General features: G+C 51.6%; 22 protein-coding genes. 12 read left to right on the top strand and 10 right to left on the bottom strand.

Features of this window, described 5'->3' with window-relative positions:
* Nucleotides 1-35: 35 nt before the first annotated feature.
* The 3 genes from XYCOK13_RS12795 (at nt 36) to XYCOK13_RS12785 (ending at nt 2081) form a co-directional block, all read left to right on the top strand.
* The gene (locus tag XYCOK13_RS12795) at nt 36-350 is read left to right on the top strand and encodes a hypothetical protein (RefSeq protein ID WP_213412588.1); all 315 of its coding nucleotides are present in this window, start codon (nt 36-38) and stop codon (nt 348-350) included.
* Nucleotides 351-418: 68 nt separating this feature from the next.
* A complete protein-coding gene (locus XYCOK13_RS12790; protein ID WP_213412548.1) occupies nt 419-1888 on the top strand; it encodes a L,D-transpeptidase in 1470 nt (489 codons plus the stop codon).
* Nucleotides 1889-1934: 46 nt separating this feature from the next.
* Nucleotides 1935-2081, top strand: a complete 147-nt coding sequence (locus tag XYCOK13_RS12785; RefSeq protein WP_213412547.1) for a hypothetical protein — start codon at nt 1935-1937, stop codon at nt 2079-2081.
* Between the two features lie 7 nt (nt 2082-2088).
* Here XYCOK13_RS12785 and XYCOK13_RS12780 read toward each other — a convergent pair whose 3' ends face one another.
* Together XYCOK13_RS12780 and XYCOK13_RS12775 are read right to left on the bottom strand one after the other, a co-directional pair.
* The gene (locus XYCOK13_RS12780; protein ID WP_213412546.1) at nt 2089-2583 is read right to left on the bottom strand and encodes a hypothetical protein; all 495 of its coding nucleotides are present in this window, start codon (nt 2581-2583) and stop codon (nt 2089-2091) included.
* A gap of 116 nt (nt 2584-2699) precedes the next feature.
* Nucleotides 2700-3461, bottom strand: coding sequence for a C40 family peptidase (locus XYCOK13_RS12775; RefSeq protein ID WP_213412545.1), 762 nt, complete (start codon nt 3459-3461; stop codon nt 2700-2702).
* Between the two features lie 166 nt (nt 3462-3627).
* Here XYCOK13_RS12775 and XYCOK13_RS12770 point away from each other — a divergent pair, with 166 nt between their 5' ends.
* Nucleotides 3628-4968 carry an amino acid permease gene (locus tag XYCOK13_RS12770; RefSeq protein ID WP_213412583.1) on the top strand — a complete coding sequence of 447 codons (1341 nt, stop codon included), beginning with the start codon at nt 3628-3630 and terminating at the stop codon, nt 4966-4968.
* On the opposite strand, the gene XYCOK13_RS12765 is transcribed toward XYCOK13_RS12770, so the two are convergent.
* The 6 genes from XYCOK13_RS12765 to XYCOK13_RS12740 all read right to left on the bottom strand — a co-directional run bounded on the left by XYCOK13_RS12765 (nt 4957) and on the right by XYCOK13_RS12740 (nt 10504).
* On the bottom strand, nt 4957-5589 hold the full coding sequence (locus XYCOK13_RS12765) for a LysE family translocator (protein WP_213412544.1): 633 nt from the start codon (nt 5587-5589) through the stop codon (nt 4957-4959). The two genes, XYCOK13_RS12770 and XYCOK13_RS12765, sit on opposite strands and share 12 nt — an antisense overlap.
* A gap of 173 nt (nt 5590-5762) precedes the next feature.
* Nucleotides 5763-7292 (bottom strand): alkyl hydroperoxide reductase subunit F, encoded by a 1530-nt coding sequence (gene ahpF / locus XYCOK13_RS12760; RefSeq protein ID WP_213412543.1) that lies wholly within the window; start codon nt 7290-7292, stop codon nt 5763-5765.
* A 10-nt stretch (nt 7293-7302) separates the two neighbouring features.
* Nucleotides 7303-7866: an alkyl hydroperoxide reductase subunit C gene (gene ahpC, locus XYCOK13_RS12755; RefSeq protein WP_213412542.1), complete on the bottom strand. Its 564-nt coding sequence runs from the start codon at nt 7864-7866 to the stop codon at nt 7303-7305.
* Nucleotides 7867-8265: 399 nt separating this feature from the next.
* The gene (locus XYCOK13_RS12750) at nt 8266-9117 is read right to left on the bottom strand and encodes an MBL fold metallo-hydrolase (RefSeq protein WP_213412541.1); all 852 of its coding nucleotides are present in this window, start codon (nt 9115-9117) and stop codon (nt 8266-8268) included.
* Between the two features lie 113 nt (nt 9118-9230).
* Nucleotides 9231-9698, bottom strand: a complete 468-nt coding sequence (locus XYCOK13_RS12745) for a hypothetical protein (protein ID WP_213412582.1) — start codon at nt 9696-9698, stop codon at nt 9231-9233.
* Entirely contained in the window at nt 9698-10504 is an 807-nt protein-coding gene (locus tag XYCOK13_RS12740) for a hypothetical protein (RefSeq protein WP_213412581.1), read from the bottom strand. The genes XYCOK13_RS12745 and XYCOK13_RS12740 overlap by 1 nt, the downstream gene beginning before the upstream one ends.
* A gap of 346 nt (nt 10505-10850) precedes the next feature.
* Between XYCOK13_RS12740 and sigK the strand changes: the two genes are divergently transcribed.
* On the top strand, nt 10851-11555 hold the full coding sequence (sigK, locus tag XYCOK13_RS12735; RefSeq protein WP_213412580.1) for an RNA polymerase sporulation sigma factor SigK: 705 nt from the start codon (nt 10851-10853) through the stop codon (nt 11553-11555).
* Nucleotides 11556-11573: 18 nt separating this feature from the next.
* Here the strand turns inward: sigK and XYCOK13_RS12730 are convergent, their stop codons facing one another.
* A complete protein-coding gene (locus tag XYCOK13_RS12730) occupies nt 11574-12947 on the bottom strand; it encodes an ATP-binding protein (protein ID WP_213412540.1) in 1374 nt (457 codons plus the stop codon).
* Between the two features lie 179 nt (nt 12948-13126).
* Nucleotides 13127-13333 (bottom strand): DUF1657 domain-containing protein, encoded by a 207-nt coding sequence (locus XYCOK13_RS12725; RefSeq protein WP_213412539.1) that lies wholly within the window; start codon nt 13331-13333, stop codon nt 13127-13129.
* A 148-nt stretch (nt 13334-13481) separates the two neighbouring features.
* On the opposite strand from XYCOK13_RS12725, the gene XYCOK13_RS12720 reads away from it, so the two are divergent.
* The 7 genes from XYCOK13_RS12720 to XYCOK13_RS12690 all read left to right on the top strand — a co-directional run bounded on the left by XYCOK13_RS12720 (nt 13482) and on the right by XYCOK13_RS12690 (nt 20872).
* A complete protein-coding gene (locus XYCOK13_RS12720; protein ID WP_213412538.1) occupies nt 13482-14348 on the top strand; it encodes a DUF421 domain-containing protein in 867 nt (288 codons plus the stop codon).
* Nucleotides 14349-14368: 20 nt separating this feature from the next.
* Nucleotides 14369-14845 carry a stage V sporulation protein AC gene (gene spoVAC / locus XYCOK13_RS12715; protein WP_213412537.1) on the top strand — a complete coding sequence of 159 codons (477 nt, stop codon included), beginning with the start codon at nt 14369-14371 and terminating at the stop codon, nt 14843-14845.
* Nucleotides 14845-15858 (top strand): stage V sporulation protein AD, encoded by a 1014-nt coding sequence (gene spoVAD / locus XYCOK13_RS12710; protein WP_213412536.1) that lies wholly within the window; start codon nt 14845-14847, stop codon nt 15856-15858. The genes spoVAC and spoVAD overlap by 1 nt, the downstream gene beginning before the upstream one ends.
* Before the next feature lie 3 nt (nt 15859-15861).
* Nucleotides 15862-16212: a stage V sporulation protein AE gene (gene spoVAE, locus XYCOK13_RS12705; protein ID WP_213412535.1), complete on the top strand. Its 351-nt coding sequence runs from the start codon at nt 15862-15864 to the stop codon at nt 16210-16212.
* Nucleotides 16213-16442: 230 nt separating this feature from the next.
* Nucleotides 16443-17399 carry an AAA family ATPase gene (locus XYCOK13_RS12700; protein ID WP_213412534.1) on the top strand — a complete coding sequence of 319 codons (957 nt, stop codon included), beginning with the start codon at nt 16443-16445 and terminating at the stop codon, nt 17397-17399.
* A 3-nt stretch (nt 17400-17402) separates the two neighbouring features.
* A complete protein-coding gene (locus tag XYCOK13_RS12695) occupies nt 17403-18650 on the top strand; it encodes a DUF58 domain-containing protein (protein ID WP_213412533.1) in 1248 nt (415 codons plus the stop codon).
* Nucleotides 18647-20872, top strand: a complete 2226-nt coding sequence (locus XYCOK13_RS12690) for a transglutaminase TgpA family protein (RefSeq protein WP_213412532.1) — start codon at nt 18647-18649, stop codon at nt 20870-20872. The genes XYCOK13_RS12695 and XYCOK13_RS12690 overlap by 4 nt, the downstream gene beginning before the upstream one ends.
* The last annotated feature ends 41 nt before the right edge of the window (nt 20873-20913 follow it).

The following is a 20913-nucleotide window of genomic DNA, read 5'->3' as shown; positions in this document are numbered from 1 at the left end:
AATATTGTTTGATTGATAGGAGCTGATGGTTTGTCTTGCAAAAGCATCGCTACAATTCCAAGTGGGTGATTTCCTATAAGGGGAAAGCTTACGCCACCGTTTATGGGAAGAAGAAAGCTTACGAGATGTATGTAAGGCTCAGCCACTGCATGGTTGGGCTGAGTGTGGAGCCCGCACCCAAGCGGGACAGGAAGCGCACTCCGGAGGAGATAGCTGAGTACAACAGACAGTGGAGAAGAAAAAATCCGGATAAGGTGAAGGCCTATAATCGAAGAAGCTACTTGAAAAAAGCGGCTCAAAGCAGTCAGCGCCAACAGGGCGACGGAAGAAGTCAAAGGCAAGGTCCATAGCCAAAAGCCAAAGCAATGCGAGCAAGAGGGGATTGGAAGGTTTTTCTCTTAGAGAGGAGGAGGAGGGAATGCATAACAGGTCAGGACCCGGACGGGTATCGGGTACTCTTCGCAACAATCTGGAGCCGGCCGGAAGAAATAGGTTCATCAATCGGGACGATCCATTGTATTACGAAAAAATTCTTCGTTATGTGGATCCACATTCCTATGAGGCGCATTACGAGGTGGGACAAGCCTACAAGCAAAAAGGAGAGAACAACAAGGCGCTTTATCATCTGAGGAAAAGCGCTGCGGCAGGTTCCCCCTATGCGGCCAGGGCTCGCGAGGCGTTGAAGGAGTTGGAGGAGGCCAACGAGAGCAGTCCGCCGGATTCCGTGCCAGAGCGAAAGCGTATGCTTCCTGTTCTCCCTCTGGCGGTAGGCGCGATGTTTCTATGCCTGCTTCTATTCCTGCTGCTCGCCAGCTATCAACCGGGGGTCCGCTCTGTCGTTTCGCGTTTCGTCATGGAGCCCGTCGGCATGAGTGTCGTCTATGAGGCCGGAGAACGCCCATTCTACCTGTATTTCGACCCGCAGCGGCCTACCCGCGAGATTGAGCAGGTCTTGTTTGACCAAGCGCTTCAGCTTGGGAAGCAGTATCCGGAGGATCGCATCATCCTGCATGGCGTTTATGCCGCCGGTGAAGAGGACATGCGTGTTCGTCCGATGTCAGACCGCAGCATAGCGGACAGAGCGTTTGTCATCGCGCATTACCATGCCGGCAGTGACAGCCATGTGCATATTCGCTTCGTTCATCCGGATTACGGGGAAGCACAGGCCGCGGCGCAACCGGATTTGCACATTGCCACGAACCTCATACGGACAGCGCTCGAGCAATTCCATCAGGATCACGGTCATTATCCTCAGCAACTGCAGGAATTGGCTGACAGCTACCCCCATAATTATTTGAGTTTTATACCGAAGCCCTTGCACGGCAGGGCAGAACGAACAGACAGGGAGCACGCCACAGGCCCGGATTGGCTCTATCAGCCTTCCTTGACCAACCTGGAAGAGGTGCTGCAGCCTTATAGCCAGGCTCAAATTCCTTATCATCCGATGGAAGTGCTAGTAACCACAAGCAGCCACACGCTCCGGGTTGTAAACGGCCCCTTCCTGCTGCAGCAAAGTCAGGTCGGGCTCGGAGCAGACCATCGCACGCCCGAAGGGATATTCAAAATCGATGAACGTGTATGGGAACCGAATGGCAGTCAGCCGGGAGTGTATGGAACCGCCGCACTGGGATTTGGTCCTTATGCGGTGCATGGAACAAACGAGCTCGCATCGATCGGGGCCAATCAGTCGCAGGGCTGTGTGCGTGTGGCTGATGCAGACATGGCCAAGATATATCCTTTGCTTCCGAAAGGTTCCGTGATTCGGATCGCGGCAGATGAGGGAGCTTCCTTTCAGCAGAAGATTGCCGTGAATAGTCCGCTGTGGAGCGAGCGGTTGTCCTTCGAGGATGAAATCGCCCAGGGTCAAATATTCGCTTGGCTGCAATAAGAGAATGTCCTGTTATCCAAGCAACTAACGATAAAGGGGAATGCGTATGCATGAACAAAAGGTGAGTCTGGATATTTATACTGTCCTGGCGCAAATGGGGATCGATACGGAAAAATGGGAGGCCTGCTGTCGACAGGCAAGAGAGGGGCAAGGCGATCATGGATGCGATCACGACAATGAAGAGCCGCTGTGACCATTGATCAAGGGTAATCCCATATGATGCGCCATGCTCCCTCCAGCTTGACGGCATAGACCTCTTGATGGAGGTCAAATAAGCCGAAGGTCCTTCCTTGAAAATGCTGCGTGACCGGTATTTGATAGACATTGGACAAAGCGGGGGCATCGAAGGACATCGTCCAATTGCCGATCAGCTTGGCGCTGCCGACCGTGAATGCAAATGTGTCTACGCCAAAATGCTCCAGAATCACGTGGTTGCGTGTTTTAATGTACTGGGCCTTGTTGAATTTTTGCTGCATATAGGGGTGGAACATCTCCCAGGCGCTGCCGAAGTCGCCCGTCTGCTCATAGCGATAGAAAACAATGACAGCCTCGCGGGCTTCGGCGCTTTCACCTCGTGAGAAAGAGCGGATCAGAAGCGTGACGACGAGCAGCAGCACGAGGAAAAGCAGGAGCACAAATTTGGCGATTCTTACTTTTCTATATCCGGTTCGGCGGAATCCACCCCTCCCGAACATCGCATGCTCCCACCTTTCCCTGTCCGTTTATCTAAAACTATGAGGGCAGGCCAGCTCTTATGATCAAGTTCAAGAAAGTTCGAAAGTGACGCTCCCGAAGGCAGCCCGGGCAGGTCCTAAAATACACTTCCTCCATATAGAAAGCGATATTCCCAAGCGCCTTCAATGGAATCGATCCGTACGCCGCCGGAATTCTCGGAATACGTATGGAGCATCTCCCCATTTCCCAAATAGATGCCGACATGCGTTACGCGCTGCTTCGCCCGGTTTATGCCAGCGTAATCGGAACGATTCGATCCTTGGTAATCCATGAAGAATACCAGGTCGCCCCGCTTGAGCTGATTCAGGCTGTGAACGAGATTGCCCAGGTCCTTTACATAGCTGGCTTGCTTGCGCGAGTCAGTCGGCAAATACAATCCAATCGCCTCTATAAAGGAACGGCGCACAAAGTCTGAGCAATCGAAAGTGCGGGTCGAATTCCGGTTGGACCCGAATTCGTAAGGGGTACCCCAATAAGATTTTCCCTCGGCAATAACATCTTCTATTGACTTCCTCTTATTTCCGGTTAGTTGATCGGAGTTTTGCGTCATGACATAGTCGGTTTCTATAAACTCCTCTTTGCTGCTGACGAAGCCCGTCTTTCCCTCGCTGTCCTTCACTTTGTACCAGTAGCTGCTCGCTTGCTGAACAATCTCGACCTGTTCGCCGTTCTCCAGATACCTGATCAGCTTTCCAGACACGGAAGGTTCTTCGCGGAAGGAAACTTGTTTTACAATACGACTGTCCGCTGTCTCCGCTTCAGAAGCATCCGCCAGCAACCCCAAGGATGATATCAATAGGGCTGCAGAAATAGTCAACTTGCCTATGCTCGTATTCATCTTATGCACCTCCGACAGCCATATTACCACGAATGGCTCTGCTGTGAGCTAGCAGTTCCTGGAAGTTCTAGGGGAGGGAGATAGAGACGCGTGCATGAAAGTCCTCGGTTTGTGGAATAACAACCGATACTATGTCAAACTCTATGTGTCAACAATGCCGGAGGAAATGAGCGTGGGAGAACATAAAAAAGGGAAGGGTCATTTAAGCTGGTGGGGACTCGCTTTGCTCGGATTAGGCTTTACAACGGGAACGGGATTTTTTCTCGGTTCCAGCATCGCCATCGAAAAAAGCGGATTCTCCATACTGCTGTTATTTTTGATTGCGGCAGTCTGTACCTACTTTGTTTTTGACGCATTGGCGAATATGATTGCCCAGCATGCAGAAGAAGGTTCATTCCGCACTTATTCGAAAAAAGCGTTCGGCCGCTGGTCGGGCTTCAGCCACGGGTGGATGTACTGGTCGTCCGAAATTCTGATTCTGGGCAGTCAGCTGACGGCTATTGGCTTATTTACCCGATTCTGGTTTTCGGATACGCCGCTTTGGCTGCTTACGGCCATCTATGCCTTGTTAGGGGTTGTGATCGTCTTGTTCGGGACCGCGGGCTTTGAGAAGGCGGAAAATGTATTCGCCATTGTGAAAGTATCCGCAATCGTTTTGTTCATTGCCTTAGCCCTGCTGGTCATTCCCGGTGTGCTGGGCAAGGAAAATGCTCACATTCACGAACCCCAAAGTATGGATCACTTCTTTACGGGCGGGGCAATGGGCATGTGGACAGCCTTGATCTATGTGTTTTTTGCATTCGCAGGCATCGAAGTGATGGGGTTGATGGCGGCTGAGCTGAAGCAGCCTAAGGAAGCGCCCAAATCCGGAAAGGTGATGCTCACTATCATCACCATCCTTTACGTGGCTTCCATGGGATTGACTTTGCTGCTGGCGCCGCTGGACAAGTTCAATACGAACGAAAGTCCTTTCGTTACAGCACTCAAGGATCTGAAATTCACGCCTGTTGTGCATGTGTTCAACGGTGTCCTGATTATCGCCGGATTTTCGAGCCTTGTGGCCTCCTTGTTTGCCGTAACACAGATGATGGCCAATATGGCCAAAACGGGCGATGCGCCGAAGCTGTTGAGCAAGAGAACGAAGCGGAAGCTTCCCTATGCTTCCCTGCTGCTGACGATTGGGGGGATGATCGTTTCGATCATTACAGCGCTGGTTTTGCCGGATAAGGTTTTTGAATATTTGACGACGGCCGGCGGATTGATGCTGCTTTATTCGTGGCTGTTTATCGTCTTTGCTTCCCGCAAGCTGTTAAAGCTGACCGCATGGGGCCAGATCAAGACCATCATTGCTGTCGCGATGATCCTGCTGGCTGCAGCAGGCACGCTTTTCGACAAGATCTCAAGACCCGGATTTTTCATCAGCCTGGGGTTTCTTGTAGTACTGGGTGCCGTAACCTGGATCATGACAAGAAGGTGGAAAAGAGAGGAAGAGGCGTCAGAGGCGTGATGCCAGCATATGAACAGCCTGCCAGCCGAAATAAACGCCGAACACGATTAAAGAAAAGCCTGCGATTCTGGTAATCCAGCCGAGCACATGGGAGTTGAGCCATCGGGCAAACAGGCTGGCTGCGGCAGCCATGCCGACGTCCCACAAGAATATGCCAATGAATATGCCCGAACTGTATAGCAGCAGATCCCAGGTCGCATAGGTTTCTGCCGTTTTGGCCAGGATGGAGCCGTAGATGCCGAGCCAAAACAGGATGCTGAGGGGATTGGTCAATGTCATGAAGAAGCCGGAGGAAAAGGAGCGAAGGGAAGACTCGTTTCCCTGCCGCATATCAGCCTGAAGGGCATGCGCGTTCCGCATGCTGTCGATGCCGCAATAAAGCAGGACAAAGCAGCCGAAAGACCACAGGAAGGTCTTCATAAAGGGTGTGCTTAAAAAGTGGGCCAAGCCGAAGTAAATGAGCAGCATGAAGACGGCATCGGCGACCATCGCCCCTAATCCTACGAGCCATGCATGGAAAAAGCCGAAGCGGATGCCTTTGTCAAGCTGAGCCGAGTTGACGGGACCAATCGGTGCGGCTAAGGTCAGTCCTAACACAATATAGCCAAGAAAACTGTTCATGTTCGCTTCTCCTTCTACAAGTAAGAATAAGGCTTGACCAACAAGTACATGCTGTACATTGTATTCCTTGGCTGCCCGGTGTAGAACAGGAGATAGGGGTCATGGACAAAAAAAGAGACTGTCTGCAAGTCGAAAGTCTTGCAGACAGTCCTATAGTTAGGGAAATGAATTCTTTAATTGCGAATGAGATAGTCGAATGCCCCCAAGGCTGCATTCGCTCCAGATCCCATAGAAATGATGATTTGCTTGTAGGGACTGTTCGTGCAGTCGCCTGCGGCGAAAACGCCCGGCACGTTCGTAGCTCCGCGGTTATCGACGACAATTTCGCCGAAGCGGGTACGCTCAACCGTATCGCCAAGCCAGTCTGTATTAGGAACTAGGCCGATTTGCACGAATACGCCCTGCAGGTCGATATGCTTCGTGGCTTCGGTATCGCGTTCTAAGTAGGCAATGCCGTTTACTTTGTCGTCGCCTGTGATTTCCTTCACCTGCACGTTGGTCAATACCGTTACGTTAGACAAGCTGTGCAAGCGGTCTTGCAGAACAGCGTCAGCCTTCATCTCCGGCATGAATTCGAAGACCGTGACATGACCAGCTATGCCGGCCAGGTCGATAGCCGCTTCGACGCCGGAGTTGCCGCCGCCTACTACAGCTACATGCTTGCCTTCGAACAACGGTCCGTCGCAGTGCGGGCAATAGGCTACCCCTTTGTTCTTGAATTCTGCTTCGCCCGGCACTCCTAAATTGCGCCAGCGGGCGCCTGTGGAGAGGATGACTGTTTTGCTCTTCAGCACTGCGCCGTTTTCGAGCTCAACTTCGACCAGTTCCTTCTTCTCCAACCGTTTGGCACGCTGCAGATTCATGATATCGATCCCGTACTCTTTCACATGCTCTTCCAAGCTGGCTACGAGTTTAGGACCTTCCGTATATTTAACGCTGATAAAGTTCTCTATTCCCAAGGTGTCCATCACCTGACCGCCGAAGCGTTCCGCCACAATACCCGTGCGAATGCCTTTGCGCGCGGCATAGATGGCTGCGCTTGCCCCTGCCGGGCCGCCGCCGATGACAAGAACGTCAAAGGGATCTTTGTCGGCAAAGGCCGATGCGTCCGGCGCGCTTCCGATCTTGGCCAGAATTTCTTCAAGCGACATGCGGCCGCTCTCGAAAAACTCGCCGTTCAGGAAGACGGAAGGAACAGCCATGACATCTCTGCTCTCGGCCTCTTCTTTGAAGGCCGCGCCATCGATCATGGTGTGCGTGATGCCGGGATGGACCACGCTCATGACATTGAGCGCCTGCACGACATCCGGACAATTGTGGCAGCTCAGGCTGACAAACGTTTCGAAATGATATTCGCCAGGCAGTGCCTTGATCTGGTCAATGACGCTCTGATCCACCTTGGGAGCTCTGCCGCTAACTTGCAGCAGAGCCAGCACCAAGGATGTGAACTCATGGCCAAGCGGGACTCCGGCGAACGTGACACCCGTGTCTTCGCCAACGCGGTTTACACTGAAGCTTGGTGTACGGGGCAGCTCTGTTTTTTCGATAGTGATTCTGGCGGACATGCTGGACAACTCCTCGACCAGATCCAGCATTTCTTTGGATACAGCATCGGAGCCTGCGCTGACTTTCAGCACAATATCTCCTTCCAATAGTTCGAGATATTGCGCAAGTTGTGATTTGATCTCTGTGTCCAGTGCCATATTCGGGCCCTTAAATCTTTCCTACAAGGTCCAGGCTAGGCTTGAGTGTTTCTGCGCCTTCCTGCCATTTGGCCGGGCACACTTCGCCTGGATGCTTGCGAACATATTGTGCTGCTTTGATTTTGTTGATCAGCGTGCTTGCGTCGCGTCCGATGCCGCCAGCGTTAATTTCTACAGCTTGGATGATGCCGTCCGGGTCGATGATGAACGTACCGCGATCCGCCAGGCCGTCCTCTTCAATCAAGACGTCAAAGTTGCGGCTGATTGTATGGGAAGGGTCGCCAATCATCGTGTAAGTGATTTTGCCGATCGCTTCAGAGCTGTCATGCCATGCTTTGTGAGTGAAGTGAGTATCTGTGGATACGGAATACACTTCCGTGCCAAGAGCCTTCAGCTCCTCGTAGTGGTTCTGCAGATCTTCAAGCTCAGTCGGGCAAACAAATGTGAAGTCTGCCGGATAGAAGCATACTACACTCCATTTTCCCTTCAGATCCTGTTCTGTCACCTCGATAAACTCTCCGTTGCGGAATGCTTGTGCTTTAAATGGGGCAACTTCTTTTCCAATCAGAGACATACTGCATCTTCCTCCTAATGAGTTATTTGTATGATCAATATAGCTGACAGTGTCAAGCAAGGAAGCTCTGCTTGCCTGAACTGTAACTATAATGATTACAATTATGTAATTATTATTACTTACATTCGCCTATCATGTCAAGGGACTTCTCGCATTTTTTCTAATTAGACACAAATTGCAGGATGCGGAGGCTGGCAAACACTCATATTATATGCCCATGAATATGCAGCTAATCTTTCTCGCTCAGGCACATTGGCATTGACCGATGCGGGGCGTAAAAGCAGGGAATGACGCTTCGCCTATGCTTGCCAAGCCAAACTCCCCCTTACTCCTGCCAGCGGAAATAGCTTTCGTTAGTCGCAAGGTAGGGGGCGCCTGTCATGCTTAGTGAAGACGATTTTAATGCCGGCTAGCGTATTTTCCGTAATCAGGGATTGCCATACGGTCAAATTCATTCGCAAGCTTCTTCAAGCCGTTCGCTAACATTTCGCCGGATAGAGGCTTTCCATGACCCGTAATAGCAACGCTTGGCTTGAGTGCTTCCAGTTTTCTGACGGATTCCCAAGCGGCTTGCCAATCCGTGGTCAGATATCTAGGCGGTCCGCTGATTTCCATTTGTTGTGTCAGAACCTTATAGAGCGAATCCTGCTTGACAGCTACGAACGCATCCGCTGCAATGAGTGCACGGTCCTTGTCTCGAAACAACGATATGTGCCCTGGGGTATGCCCGGGCGTATGAATCCAGCGAAAACCCGTTAAATAAGGCACACTTCCATCTGACGGCAGCGTATGGATATGATTTCCCAAATTGACCGGTTCGTTTGGAAAAAGGGGAGACATCTTGGCAACCATGCCTCCTTCTACAGTCGGATCTGGCTCTGGATAGCTCATTTTCCCGGTCAAGTAGGGAAGCTCTAATTCATGAGCATATACAGGAACATTCCAATGCTTGACCAAGTCAATGGCGGCACCTACATGATCAAAATGCCCGTGTGTCAAAACGATAGCTTTCGGCCGACTGTTCGGGCCAAAGCGTTCTTCTGTAACCGAGATAATTTCGTCAGCAGATTTCGGCATTCCTGTGTCAACTAAGACAAAATCCTTAGATCCCGGGTTTCCGACCAAACAGATATTGACGATTTGGATAGTGTGACCCAAGAGATCGGGAAGTACCTCGTAGCTAAGACCGCTGCCGACAGATGTAACCGGAATGTAGTTGTAATCACTTCCATATTCCATCTCTGTGTCCATTGGCTCATGCACTCCTTTCATTATAATAGGCAACAGCATTATCGTTCCAATCCCCCGGGATGGTTATGCAGCCTCCAGAAGTACGGGTGCCAGATAAAGGGCGACACAGCGATCTAGCTTTGACTTAATACGCGCGCCGTACCTAAAGCCAAGTGATGCCAAAGTATTTCCTCAACCGTATCGCCTTGCTGTTCTTCACATTCGATGATTAAGATGACCTCAAGGTTCTTGCCACGGAGCAGACGTTGATGCTTCTTAATCACCTTGTAATAAAAGAAGTTAATGAGAAATCCTAAGAAGAAGCCTGAAGCTGCTCCGATCAATCCCCAATAGATCGGCCCCCAATTCAACTTGAATCCTATGCTTGCTCCTATAACAGCTAAGGCTGTTCCCAATGCAGCTCCTGTACTGATGAGAGAAATGCCGTCAGCATTATGCATGCTATCGAACATCCTGCGCTCTGTCTTGCGATTGGTTAGCGGAACAGCGAAAATCTTTTCCTTGTTTATTCCGTTTTTCTCCAGATAACTGATAGCCAGCTCCAAATGAGTTGAATGTTCAAAGGCAGAAAAAATTTGAATCACGGTTGTCCACTCACCACTTTCCCTCGCATTACCTTGAAACCGGGGTTTTGAAAATCTTTTATAAGAAAGCTTTTCTGTTCAGCGCCATACAGTTTATTGTTTTCAACCGTATTGACATACGAATCGTACACAGCAAACCCCCACATGGACGGCATAAAGAGAAGCCACTGCTTGTTAAGGACAGCCGTTCCACTCGCGATGTCCCCCATAAACAGAAAATGGACAGCGACGAGCAAATTTGAAAAATACAGAAAGACAATGGTCCATACCTGCGCAAAAAATGCGGTCAATAGCCGGTGAATATGCAGCTGCCCTAATCCGGGCATGAACAGTGACCAGATGACGGACATAAGCGGGCTGCGCTTGTCCAAATAATTAATTTCAAGCGCGCCGATGCTGAAGGAATTAAAGGGCGCGTCTTCCCGTTCAGCAAGCAGATACACATTGTTCATATCTATTGTTGTCCGGTAGCTGTCCCAGATGCCGAACAAATAGACGGGAATATACAAAAGCATCCATCTAGTCTCGAGCACTTCCTTGGCCAGCGCAATATCACCGCAAAAGGAGTGAACCATCGCCAGATTGATTTTTGCCTGAATATTGACGAATACTTCCCAGCAAAACAAAACGAGCCCCCGCAAATACTTGCTGAGCAACAGATGTCCAAAGCCCGGAAACGCGGCTGACCACCAAGCGATGACATAGGGGTTCCGCAGGTGGAACTGCGTTGTGCCGGCGATACTGACATGAGCTTTGTATCGTCTGAATTTGTTCTCGGTGTTTTCGTAGTTTTTCGTCGGAATCGCAACCTTTGCTTGTTATAGCATTATTATCCTAAATTTCACAATGGCTATACGTATGATTCCAACTTTTTGTCTTCATGTACACGTTGTTTGGCTGACAATTTGAATCTTCCCCACGTACAGGCACACATAGGCGTACCCCCACATACAATGGTAACAGTCCGCTCCTTGATGAGCGGTTCTGTTGCCTTTTTTGCAGGTGGACCTCATGACGGGGCGCTCAGCCAGCCATCCCTTTGGCGATACGCTGTGGGGGTTGCAGGTCCACTTCCGGGCAAGTCAGGCTTCAACCTTAACCTTTGCGGCCAGTTCCTGCCGCTCTGACTCTGATGGAGGTGTGAACAGCGTGCCTGGATTATTTGCTGCCATTGCCATGTTCGTCAAAGAATTGATGCTGCTGGTTTCGTATGTGAAGAGCAACGTCTTTCCCCAACCGCTTGAGGAGCAGGAAGAAGCGCTTCATCTGAAGCGCATGGCAGAAGGAGATGCCGTATCCCGCAATATTTTGATTGAACATAACTTGCGCTTGGTCGCGCATATTGTCAAAAAGTTCGACAATACCGGGGAAGATCAAGAGGATCTCATCTCGATTGGAACGATCGGGTTAATTAAGGCAATTGAGAGCTATAGTCCGAATAAAGGAACGAAGCTGGCGACCTTTGCGGCACGCTGCATCGAGAATGAGATTCTCATGCACCTGCGCTCGCTGAAGAAAACCCGCAAGGACGTATCTCTGCACGATCCGATCGGCACGGACAAGGAAGGAAATGAAATTACGCTTCAGGATATTCTCGGAACGGAGCACGACGAGGTCGTGGAGAAGGTGCAGGTGAAAATCGAAAAGAATAAAATTTACAGTCATTTGCACATATTGGATGAGCGTGAGCAGGAAGTCATTCGCGGCCGGTTCGGCTTGGATAAAGGGGGCGAAGAACGCACCCAACGGGAAATTGCCAAGGAATTGGGGATTTCGCGTTCCTACGTATCGCGCATTGAGAAGCGCGCCTTAATGAAGCTTTACCATGAATTTTATAAACAAAAGCAGCGGTAAAGCCAAACGCCCGGCCGGTTAACTCCGGTCGGGCGTTCGCTTTAGCTCCATCATGCGTCTGAGTTTGCGGGGAGCAGCAAGCGGAGAATGGCTTCTTCTAGGGTAAAGCGGAAACCTGGGCTTGTCTTTGACAATCGGGAATGTAATCGCAAAGGTTGTCCCTTCCCCGACGGTGCTGTCAACGAAAACACTGCCCTCCATGGCATCTATGATGCTGTAAGCGACCATGAGTCCGAGTCCGGTTCCCTTGCCAGCATGGGCATAGAACGGACTGCCGAGATGCTTGATTTGCTCCTCATCCATACCGATCCCCGTATCGGTGATTGTGATCACGACTTCGCGTGAATGTTTGCCGGGGGCAAGATCGATCACAAGCTTGCCGCCATGGGGCATCGCTTCGATTCCATTTTTCATCACATTGATCAAGCATTGCCTTAGTTTCTGCTCATTTCCGCGTATGTATATGCCTTCTGCAGCTATATAGGATATCATTTGCACGCCGTTCAGTTTGGCGAACGGTCCAAGCAGTGTCAAGCAGGCCTCTGCTTCTTTCCGGAGATCAAGCGTCTGATTAACAGTAGTCTTGGCATGGGTGAGCGACAAATAATCCGAGACGATGCCCTCCGCTTTTTTCAATTCATCCAAGGCTACCTGAATATAAAGATCGCGTTTTTCAGCGGGAAGGTCATGCTGCTTCAACAGCTGGAGGAAGCCGGCTGTAACGGTCAATGGATTGCGCACTTCATGGGATACACTGGCTGCCAATTGATTGACAACTTTGGTTTTCTCCGCTTGCCAAAACTTCAAGCGAAGCGCATGGTTTCGCAGCATTTCCTCTATTAAATAAAAAACTAGCGCCGCGCTTCCGGCTTGAATCAACGCGATTGTTCCGTATTTTTGCAATTGGGTTAAGGTGTACGGTCCGGGGTGGTACAGGGAGTAAATGAATGCGAATACAGCAGAATGGGTCATGCTTAGCGCAACGCCTGCGGCAATTCGTTTTCCTCGATGTGACCTGCTGAAGGCACTTGTGCACAAATAGCCAATCAGAAGCACGGGCAAAACAATTACTAGCGAAACCCAAAATCCTTCTCCCCCAATATAAGCTCGAAAGAGGATAAACACCACAGTGGTCGTGAGTCCAGCCCAAGGACCGCCATATAAGAAACTGACAAGAAGCGGGATGATGCGCAAATCATAATAGTAGCCGGCGCCAATTTCGTATGGAAGCAGCATGCAAAAGATGACTGTGCAACTGCAAAGCAAACCCACATACAGGGCGGGAGGCCTCTTGCTGCGATTGGGACGCTCGTGCCAGAAAAGATGGTAGAGAAATATGGGGAGAATAACAAAAAGTACATTAAGCAGCAGTGCCTGGAAATCTTCGCTCACGCGATCACCCGTAATTTGAATGTCTTACTAGGTATTACTTTGTCTTATTTTAGCGGATTTTGCAACAGCTTTTTTAAGACTGGGGCATGTCGGCAAGCTCATGATGGAGCCGCTCAGACAGCCCCAGCACGGCTCGATGATGAGCTGGGGCTGGGGCGTACCCGAATGCATGAATGAAATTAAAACCCTTTATATTGCGGCTCTTCGTTTTCCAGTTCCTGCACGCGCGAGCTTACTTGGTCCACCACCTGCTGTGTCGTTTGTGCGGCCTGCTCAAACATCGATTTGGCTTCCTGGTTTTGCGTGCTTAGCGCGAACTGTTCCAGGCTGGCCTGTGCGCTCTTCAAGGACGCCAAACAAGTTTTGACATTGGATGCGACGGTCATTGCTTCTACCTCCTTTCCGATAGCCCATCAGTAATTTGTCTGTTCCTTCCCTTTTTATCAATGACAATATTTCACTAATCATAAGTATTTGCCATTGCGCTCATAATGTGTATATCAAACATGCGAAAAAAGGGAGAGAACATGTAAAATGCCACAGTGGTTGGAGGTTGCGCTGCGGACTTTTTCTGCGCTGGTTGTACTGTTTATTATTACACGTTTTATTCTTGGCAAAAGACAAATCACCCAATTGACCTACTTCGAATACATCACAGGCATCACCATCGGCAGCATTGCCGCATTTATCTCCCTGCATCCGGACCAGAACTGGATGTACGGTCTGGTCGCCCTTCTCGTATGGGCCATCGTTATGGCAGGGATCGAATACTTCAGCTTGAAGAGCAAGCGGCTGCGCAGTCTGGTTGAGGGCAAGGGAACTGTCTTAATCAAGGATGGAAAAATCATGGAAGAGAATATGGCCAAGGTCCGGTACACCAGCGAGGATTTGCTGGAGCAGCTGCGCAAGAAAAATGCCTTTCAAGCTGCCGATGTGGAATTTGCAGTTCTGGAGACATCTGGCGATTTGTCTGTCCTCATGAAGCCAAACAAACAGCCCATTACACCGGCCCATCTGGGACTTCGGCTTCCGAATCAAGTAGAGCCGCAAGCCGTCATCATGGACGGGGAGCTCATTACGGAGGGATTGGCCACGCTCGGCCTGAGTCCCGGGTGGCTAAAAACAGAGCTGGACAAGCAGGGCATACTGCAGGAAAACGTCTATTTGGCCCAGGCAAACCAATATGGCGAGCTGTATGTAGATTTGTACGACGATCAATTGAAGGTGCCGTCTCCCTCCGCGAGACCGCTTTTGCAGGCAACGCTGAAGAAATGCCAGGCCGATCTTGAATTGTTTGCCTTGTCCACACAAGATCAGAAGGCCAAAAATCTATATGCGAACTGTGCGGATCAGATGAGGCAAGTGATGGAAGACATGGAGCCGCTTTTAACGACTTCGTAAGCAGAGAGGAGCAGGGACAAATGGCCAATCAAAAACTGAAAAAAACGACGCCTGTTCAGAAAAAATATCAAGCGTTAGCCAAGCAAAAAGAGCCGCCCAGGCCGATTCTGCTGAATTGCATCCGCGCTTTTATAACCGGAGGAGCGATTTGCCTGCTTGGCCAAGGCATTATGGAAGCAATGATACACTGGTTCAATCTGGACAAGGAAAAAGCGAGTGACCCGACAGTGGCCATTCTCATTCTGATTTCAGTCATTCTCACCAGCTTGGGGGTATACGACAAAATCGCGCAGTGGGCTGGTGCGGGTTCCGCCGTCCCTGTAACGGGATTTGCCAATTCCCTCTGCTCCTCCGCCTTGGAGCACAGGAGCGAAGGGCTTGTGCTGGGGGTTGGCGGCAATATGTTCAAGCTGGCCGGATCGGTCATTGTATTTGGCGTGGTAGCCGCGTTTTTTGTCGGTATCCTGCATTACATTTTTGGAGGGGGGCCTCATTGATGCTCACCGGTCAACAAACCTGGACATTCGACAAGCGGCCCGTGATTCGGGCAACAGCTACGGTAGTGGGTCCGTATGAAGGCAATGGTCCGCTTGCACAGGACTTTGACATCATTCATGAAGACAGCATGCTGGGGCAGAAAAGCTGGGAACAGGCGGAACGCCTGCTGTTGGAGGAAGCGGCCAAGCTGGCGATTGAAAATGCAAAGCTGACCAAAGAACATGTGCAATTTTTCGTGGGCGGCGATCTGATGAATCAGATTATTAGCGCAACCTTTTCGGCGCGCACCTTGGGTATTCCTTACATTGGTGTATTCGGAGCATGCTCGACATCGATGGAGAGCTTGGCGCTTGCAGCGATGATCGTGAACAGCGGCGGTGCGAGCCATGTTCTTGCGGGTACTTGCAGCCACAATTCCTCTGTGGAGAAGCAGTTTCGCTATCCGACGGAATATGGCGCACAGAAGCCGCCTACTGCGCAGTTCACTGTGACGGGTGCGGGAGCGGCAATCGTAGCCGCCGAAGGCAGCGGTCCTCGCGTAGCATCAGCGACAATCGGTCGCATTTTGGATTTGGGAATTAAAGATCCGAACAATATGGGAGCCGCCATGGCGCCTGCGGCAGTGGATACCATACAGGCACACTTGAAGGATACCGGCAAACAACCGGGTGACTTCGATCTGATTGTAACGGGCGACCTGGCGCAGGTAGGCCATGACATTGCAGGAGAGCTGCTGCGAGAGCATCGCGTGCCAATAGAGGACACGACATTTCATGATTGCGGTTTAATGATTTATGACCGCGACCGGCAAAGTGTGTGGGCTGGCGGCAGCGGCTGCGCTTGCTCGGCCGTCGTGACCTACGGGCATATTATGAAGAAGCTCCGGGCAGGTGAATGGAAGCGTGTTTTGGTCGTGGCGACTGGCGCACTGCTTTCTCCGTTGACGTATCAGCAGGGGGAGAGCATCCCGTGCATTGCACATGCCGTATGCCTGGAAAGCGAGGTGAATTAGAACATGCAGTTTTTGTGGGCTTTTCTCGTAGGAGGGGCTATTTGTGTGATTGGTCAGCTCATGTTCGATGTGGCCAAGCTGACCCCGGGACACACGATGAGCTTGCTGGTCGTAGCGGGTGCAGTGGCCGACGGTCTCGGCTTGTATGACCCCCTCGTAAAATTTGCCGGGGCTGGCGCGACCGTGCCGATTACGAGCTTCGGCAACTCCTTGGTTCACGGAGCGTTGTCCGAGCTGGAAAGGGACGGCATTATGGGGGTCATTACAGGCATCTTCGAGGTCACGAGTGGAGGGATATCCTCAGCGATCATCTTCTCCTTCCTTGCTGCCCTTGTGTTCAGGCCGAAAGGCTGAACCAAGGGCTTTTCGCTTATATGCTGCGACTGCGAAGCTTCACTTCACTTTCGTGGGTATAAAAATCGGGCCCCGCGAAAGTAATCGGAATAAGCTGCGAAGCTTTTCTTCACTTTCGTGGGTACCTTAGTAGTTTCTGACAATGTTTTTTTGACGTTTTACCGATGTACGTCTCGGCATATCTCCGGTATGATGTTAAGGAGGACCTTTACAATACTGGAGGTATGACCATGACTGTGCAGCAAGCCGATATGGATAAGATCCGGCAACTCATTACTAACCTCGATACCTGCATCATGGGCAAGAAACAAGAGATTGAATGGATCGTCACAACCCTGCTGGCAGAGGGGCATTTGCTTCTCGAAGATGTGCCGGGTACGGGGAAGACGGTATTAATTAAAGCACTATCCAAGTCCATTGACAGCACGTTTCGCCGCGTGCAATGCAACCCCGATCTGTTGCCTACAGATATAACCGGCGTTTCGATTTTTCATCCCAAGGATGAAACGTTCGTGTTCAGGCCAGGACCTGTCATGACGAATATTTTGCTTGCCGACGAAATCAATCGGGCGACGACGAAGACGCAATCCGCCTTGCTGGAAGCCATGGAGGAAGGGCATGTGACGGTCGATGGGGAATCGCACAGGCTGCCGCGGCCTTTTCTGGTATTTGCAACACAAAATCCGATTGATTTTGAAGGGACCTACTCGCTGCCCGAGGCTCAGCTGGATCGCTTTATGATGAAGATCAGCTTGGGTTACCCGGATCAAGAGACCGAAGCCCGGCTTGTCAGCAGCCAATCGGTCCGCCATCCGTTGGATACGCTTGCACCGGTTATGTCGGTGCAGGATGTGCTCCAGCTTCAAGCTGCCGCCAAGCATGTGCATATGGATGAGGCCGTGCTTGAATACGGAATCGCGATTACCCGGCAAACCCGCCAGCACAGCGGCGTATTCCTCGGGGCAAGTCCTCGCGCATCGCTTGCATTGATCGCGGCAGCGAAGGCGTATGCCCTCGTGCAGGGACGGGATTATGTGATACCGGACGATCTGAAGAAGCTGGCTTATCCTGTTCTGGCCCATAGGCTAATGCTTCGCGCCGAGGCAAGAATGGAGGGCGCCACGGAAGCCAAAATTTTGCAATCCATCTTGGAGCAAGTGGCCGCGCCGGTGCGGCTGGGGAGATAACGGATGGACCCGATAACGGCAAAAAACGCCCTGCGCAGTGGAAATGCCAGACGCGCAGCCGTACTGATCGGACTTGCGGTCTGCTCTATATTTTTCGTGATGTTCCAGGGCGGGAAATTGGCGCTGATGCTGTTTATTTTCGTATGCATGCTGGGCATCTACCTGGCTTTGGGCAGATGGAGCGGCATTGCGCACGTCCAAGCGGCCAGAAGTTTGGCGAATGTCGGTAAGGATAACAAGCTTGCAGCCGGCAGCCCGCTCCAAGTGAAGGTTGATGTGACGATCCCTGGACTTTTTCCCATCCCTTATGTTTTGTTTGAAGAACATATCCAATCGAGCAAAGGACAGTCCTATCCTATTTCCTCCACCTTTATCCCCGACTATCGGCGAAGGGGTGAGGTGTACTATGAGACGGCGCCGCTGGAAAGAGGCGTGTATGCCTTCAAGGAGATGGTCTTTGCAACAGAGGATATTTTCGGTTTGTTCGAGCATCGGGGACAGGTCAAAAGCGTTCGCCACGTGCGCGTATATCCCCGCACGGTCGATATCACGGATTGGATGTATTACAAGCAGCTGAGCAAAGGAGCGCATGCGCATACGGCAACATCCAGAGCGACCCGGGAGACTACGCAAATTAATGGCGTCCGGGAGTATGTGTATGGCGACAAGCTTTCGCGCATCCATTGGAATGCCACAGCAAGGACGGGTACATGGAAGTCAAAGGAATATGAGCGGGAGGCCATGCCCAAGCTTGTCCTGCTGCTGGACCGAAGAAAGGCAGCATATCCCGAACAAACGGTGTTGGAGAATGCGGTGTCCGCTGCTGCCTCTCTTATTCGGTATGGGAGCCGCCAACAGATGATGATGGGGCTGATTACGGCAGGGAAGCGGGCAGCTGTATTTCCTGCCAAGCGCGGCGAACTCCATGCGGAATCGATGATGGATCATCTCATTGAAGTGGAGGCGGATTCCGCCTTTACCCCCATGCAGCTGGCAGAAGGTTTTGCCGGCGCGCTCGGAAGAGGCACTATGGTAGCGCTTATTTCCCCCATGCAGGACAAATCTGTCATGGATACGCTTGCGTGGGCGGCCCGCAATCACATGAGCGCCTGCCACTTGCTGCCCATTCGCAGAGGCGAAGAGGAGAAAGCCATGCAGTGGTCAAGCGTGCTGCGCGAGCGCGGTTTTGTCAGCTATCCGTTCGCCCAGCTGAAGGAACTCTCGCAGATGCTGGGGGGGCGGCACTCATGATCAAAGCCAGGTTGAAAGCATTGCTGAGCAAGATAGGACAAAGCTGGATGGCCGCTTGGTCTGATCGGTTGGCTTCGGCCGCGTGGGCGGCAATTGTGCTTCAATTTGCTTTTTGGCTGGGACACGAATCTTATAATGGATATACCTGGTACGCCGAAACGAGGACGGTTGTATTCACATCGCTGATCCTTTGCGGCCTTGCAGAGGCTCTGCTTCCTATGCGAAAAACAATACGGGTCCTTGTGCAGCTTGGAGTAATCTTGTGGGTACATGGACATGTGCTTCAATACGAACCATTCTGGGAGGAGGGACGCTCTTTTGGCGGCAATTTGCTGCAGAATGTTCAGCCGTTCCTGCCTTATTTGTGGTATGCGCTGGCGTTTTGGTGCGCTTATCAATTTGTTCTGGCCTGGGCCAAGTCCAAGATCAGAGTAATCGGCTTGGTGTTGGCAGCTATCCTGGTAATGGCTGTAGCGGACAGTACCGGCAAGATTTATTTATGGCAAGAAACGGCCATCATTGTCTGCAGCGGACTGGTTCTTGCCATACTGTCCCATTATAATGATTTCCGCAAGCGCCATCCGCAAGCCTGGAAGTACCTTGAAGACTACCCCGGTACGATCATATGGCCTGCGGTAATCGTGATCGCTGCAACAGTAGGCGCCGGCACTGCGGCGCCGGAGGCGCGTCCGCTGCTGACTGACCCTTATACAGCCTGGCAAAACTGGAAGGGGAATGATGTATCCAGGATCGGACAGAAACCGTTGAGCAGTTCCAGCGCAACGCAGTCCACAGCGAATGCCTCTTCCGGCTACGGCAGGGATGATCGTGAGCTGGGCGGAGGCTTTGATTACGATCACAGCGAAGTCATGAGCGTCGTGACTGATCGAAGAAGCTACTGGCGGGGGGAAAGTAAGTCCACGTATACAGGGGAAGGCTGGGAAGCCGTATTGACAGAAGCTGTTCCGATCCGCCTGCAGACGCCGATCGCAACCCCAGCAATGGGCGACTATGTGGAAGTCAGGCAGACGGTGACCGTCTTGTCCGAGCATGCTTATCCGGTGTTGTTCGGAGCGATGCAACCGGCTGTCATTGAACAGGTCAATGGGGATTCCGAAGGTCCGACGCCCGATCTGGCGTGGTCGGCTGAAAATGCGGCCTTGCTGTATCGGGGCGACGATGACGAATATCCAAAAACGTATACGCTCGTTTCCCATGTGCCGGTGATCGATGCTGAGGCACTGCGAAACGCGGAGCCCCGAACTTCGAGCATGAACCAGTACACGGCATTGCCGGATACAGTGCCGGAACGGGTCAAGGCGCTTGCCGAGGAGATCGCGGCGGAAGCGAATAATGACTACGACCGCGCCAAAGCGGTGGAAACCTATTTGCGTGAGACGTTCCCTTATACGAATCAGCCTGATATCGGCAAAGGGAGCAGTCCGGATTTCGTAGACCGCTTCCTCTTTGAGATTCAGGAAGGCTATTGCGATTATTATTCCACGGCAATGGCCGTGATGCTGCGTACCCTGGATATACCGACACGCTGGGTAAAGGGATACACGTCCGGATCGAACCGTCTTGAGATTTACGGGTTCGAGGACGCAATCAATCGCTTTTCGGATCCGAATGGCGCGGGCGATTACATGGTGCGGAACTCCGATGCCCATTCTTGGGTAGAAGTATATTTTGAAGGACACGGCTGGATACCGTTCGAGCCTACGGCCAGCTTCTTTATGCCGATAGCCGAATCGGTGGAAGAAACATCTCCGGCATTCGAGCTGCCCGAAGTGGAAACAGGCGGAGTCGAGGAGAGCGAAGCGCCGGCAGGGGATAATCGTTCGGCGATTGGCATTGCGGCTGGCGCCGTTATCCTTGCAGGCTTGCTGCTCTACGTATTATTTAAGAAAGGCATGCTCACCTCTGCAGGCAGCTACTTGCTGCGGCCTATACGGAAGAAGCCCAGAGGACACGATGAGCAGGTGATCCTTACATTCGAAGCCCTGCTTAAATTCGCCCGCAAGCGCGGATATACCCGCCATGATTCGGAGACGGCTAGGGAATCGATTGAAAGGTGGATCGCGAATAACCGCGGTCTCGAGCCTGAATTGACCGCGGTGCTGCAGCTATTTGAAGAGGCCAAGTACAGCGGGGTCGCCGTGAAGGAGCAGGATGCGGAGCGCATAGCCGAGCTTTTGGAACACCTGAAAAAGGCGATGTAGCCGCACAGTGTTCATCCACCCGTCTGCGGCCGGGGAACAAC

The organism is Xylanibacillus composti (genome assembly GCF_018403685.1).
Lineage (GTDB): Bacteria > Bacillota > Bacilli > Paenibacillales > K13 > Xylanibacillus > Xylanibacillus composti.
Note: the sequence above shows the minus strand (reverse complement) of the source record. Positions and strands in the feature narration are given on the sequence as shown.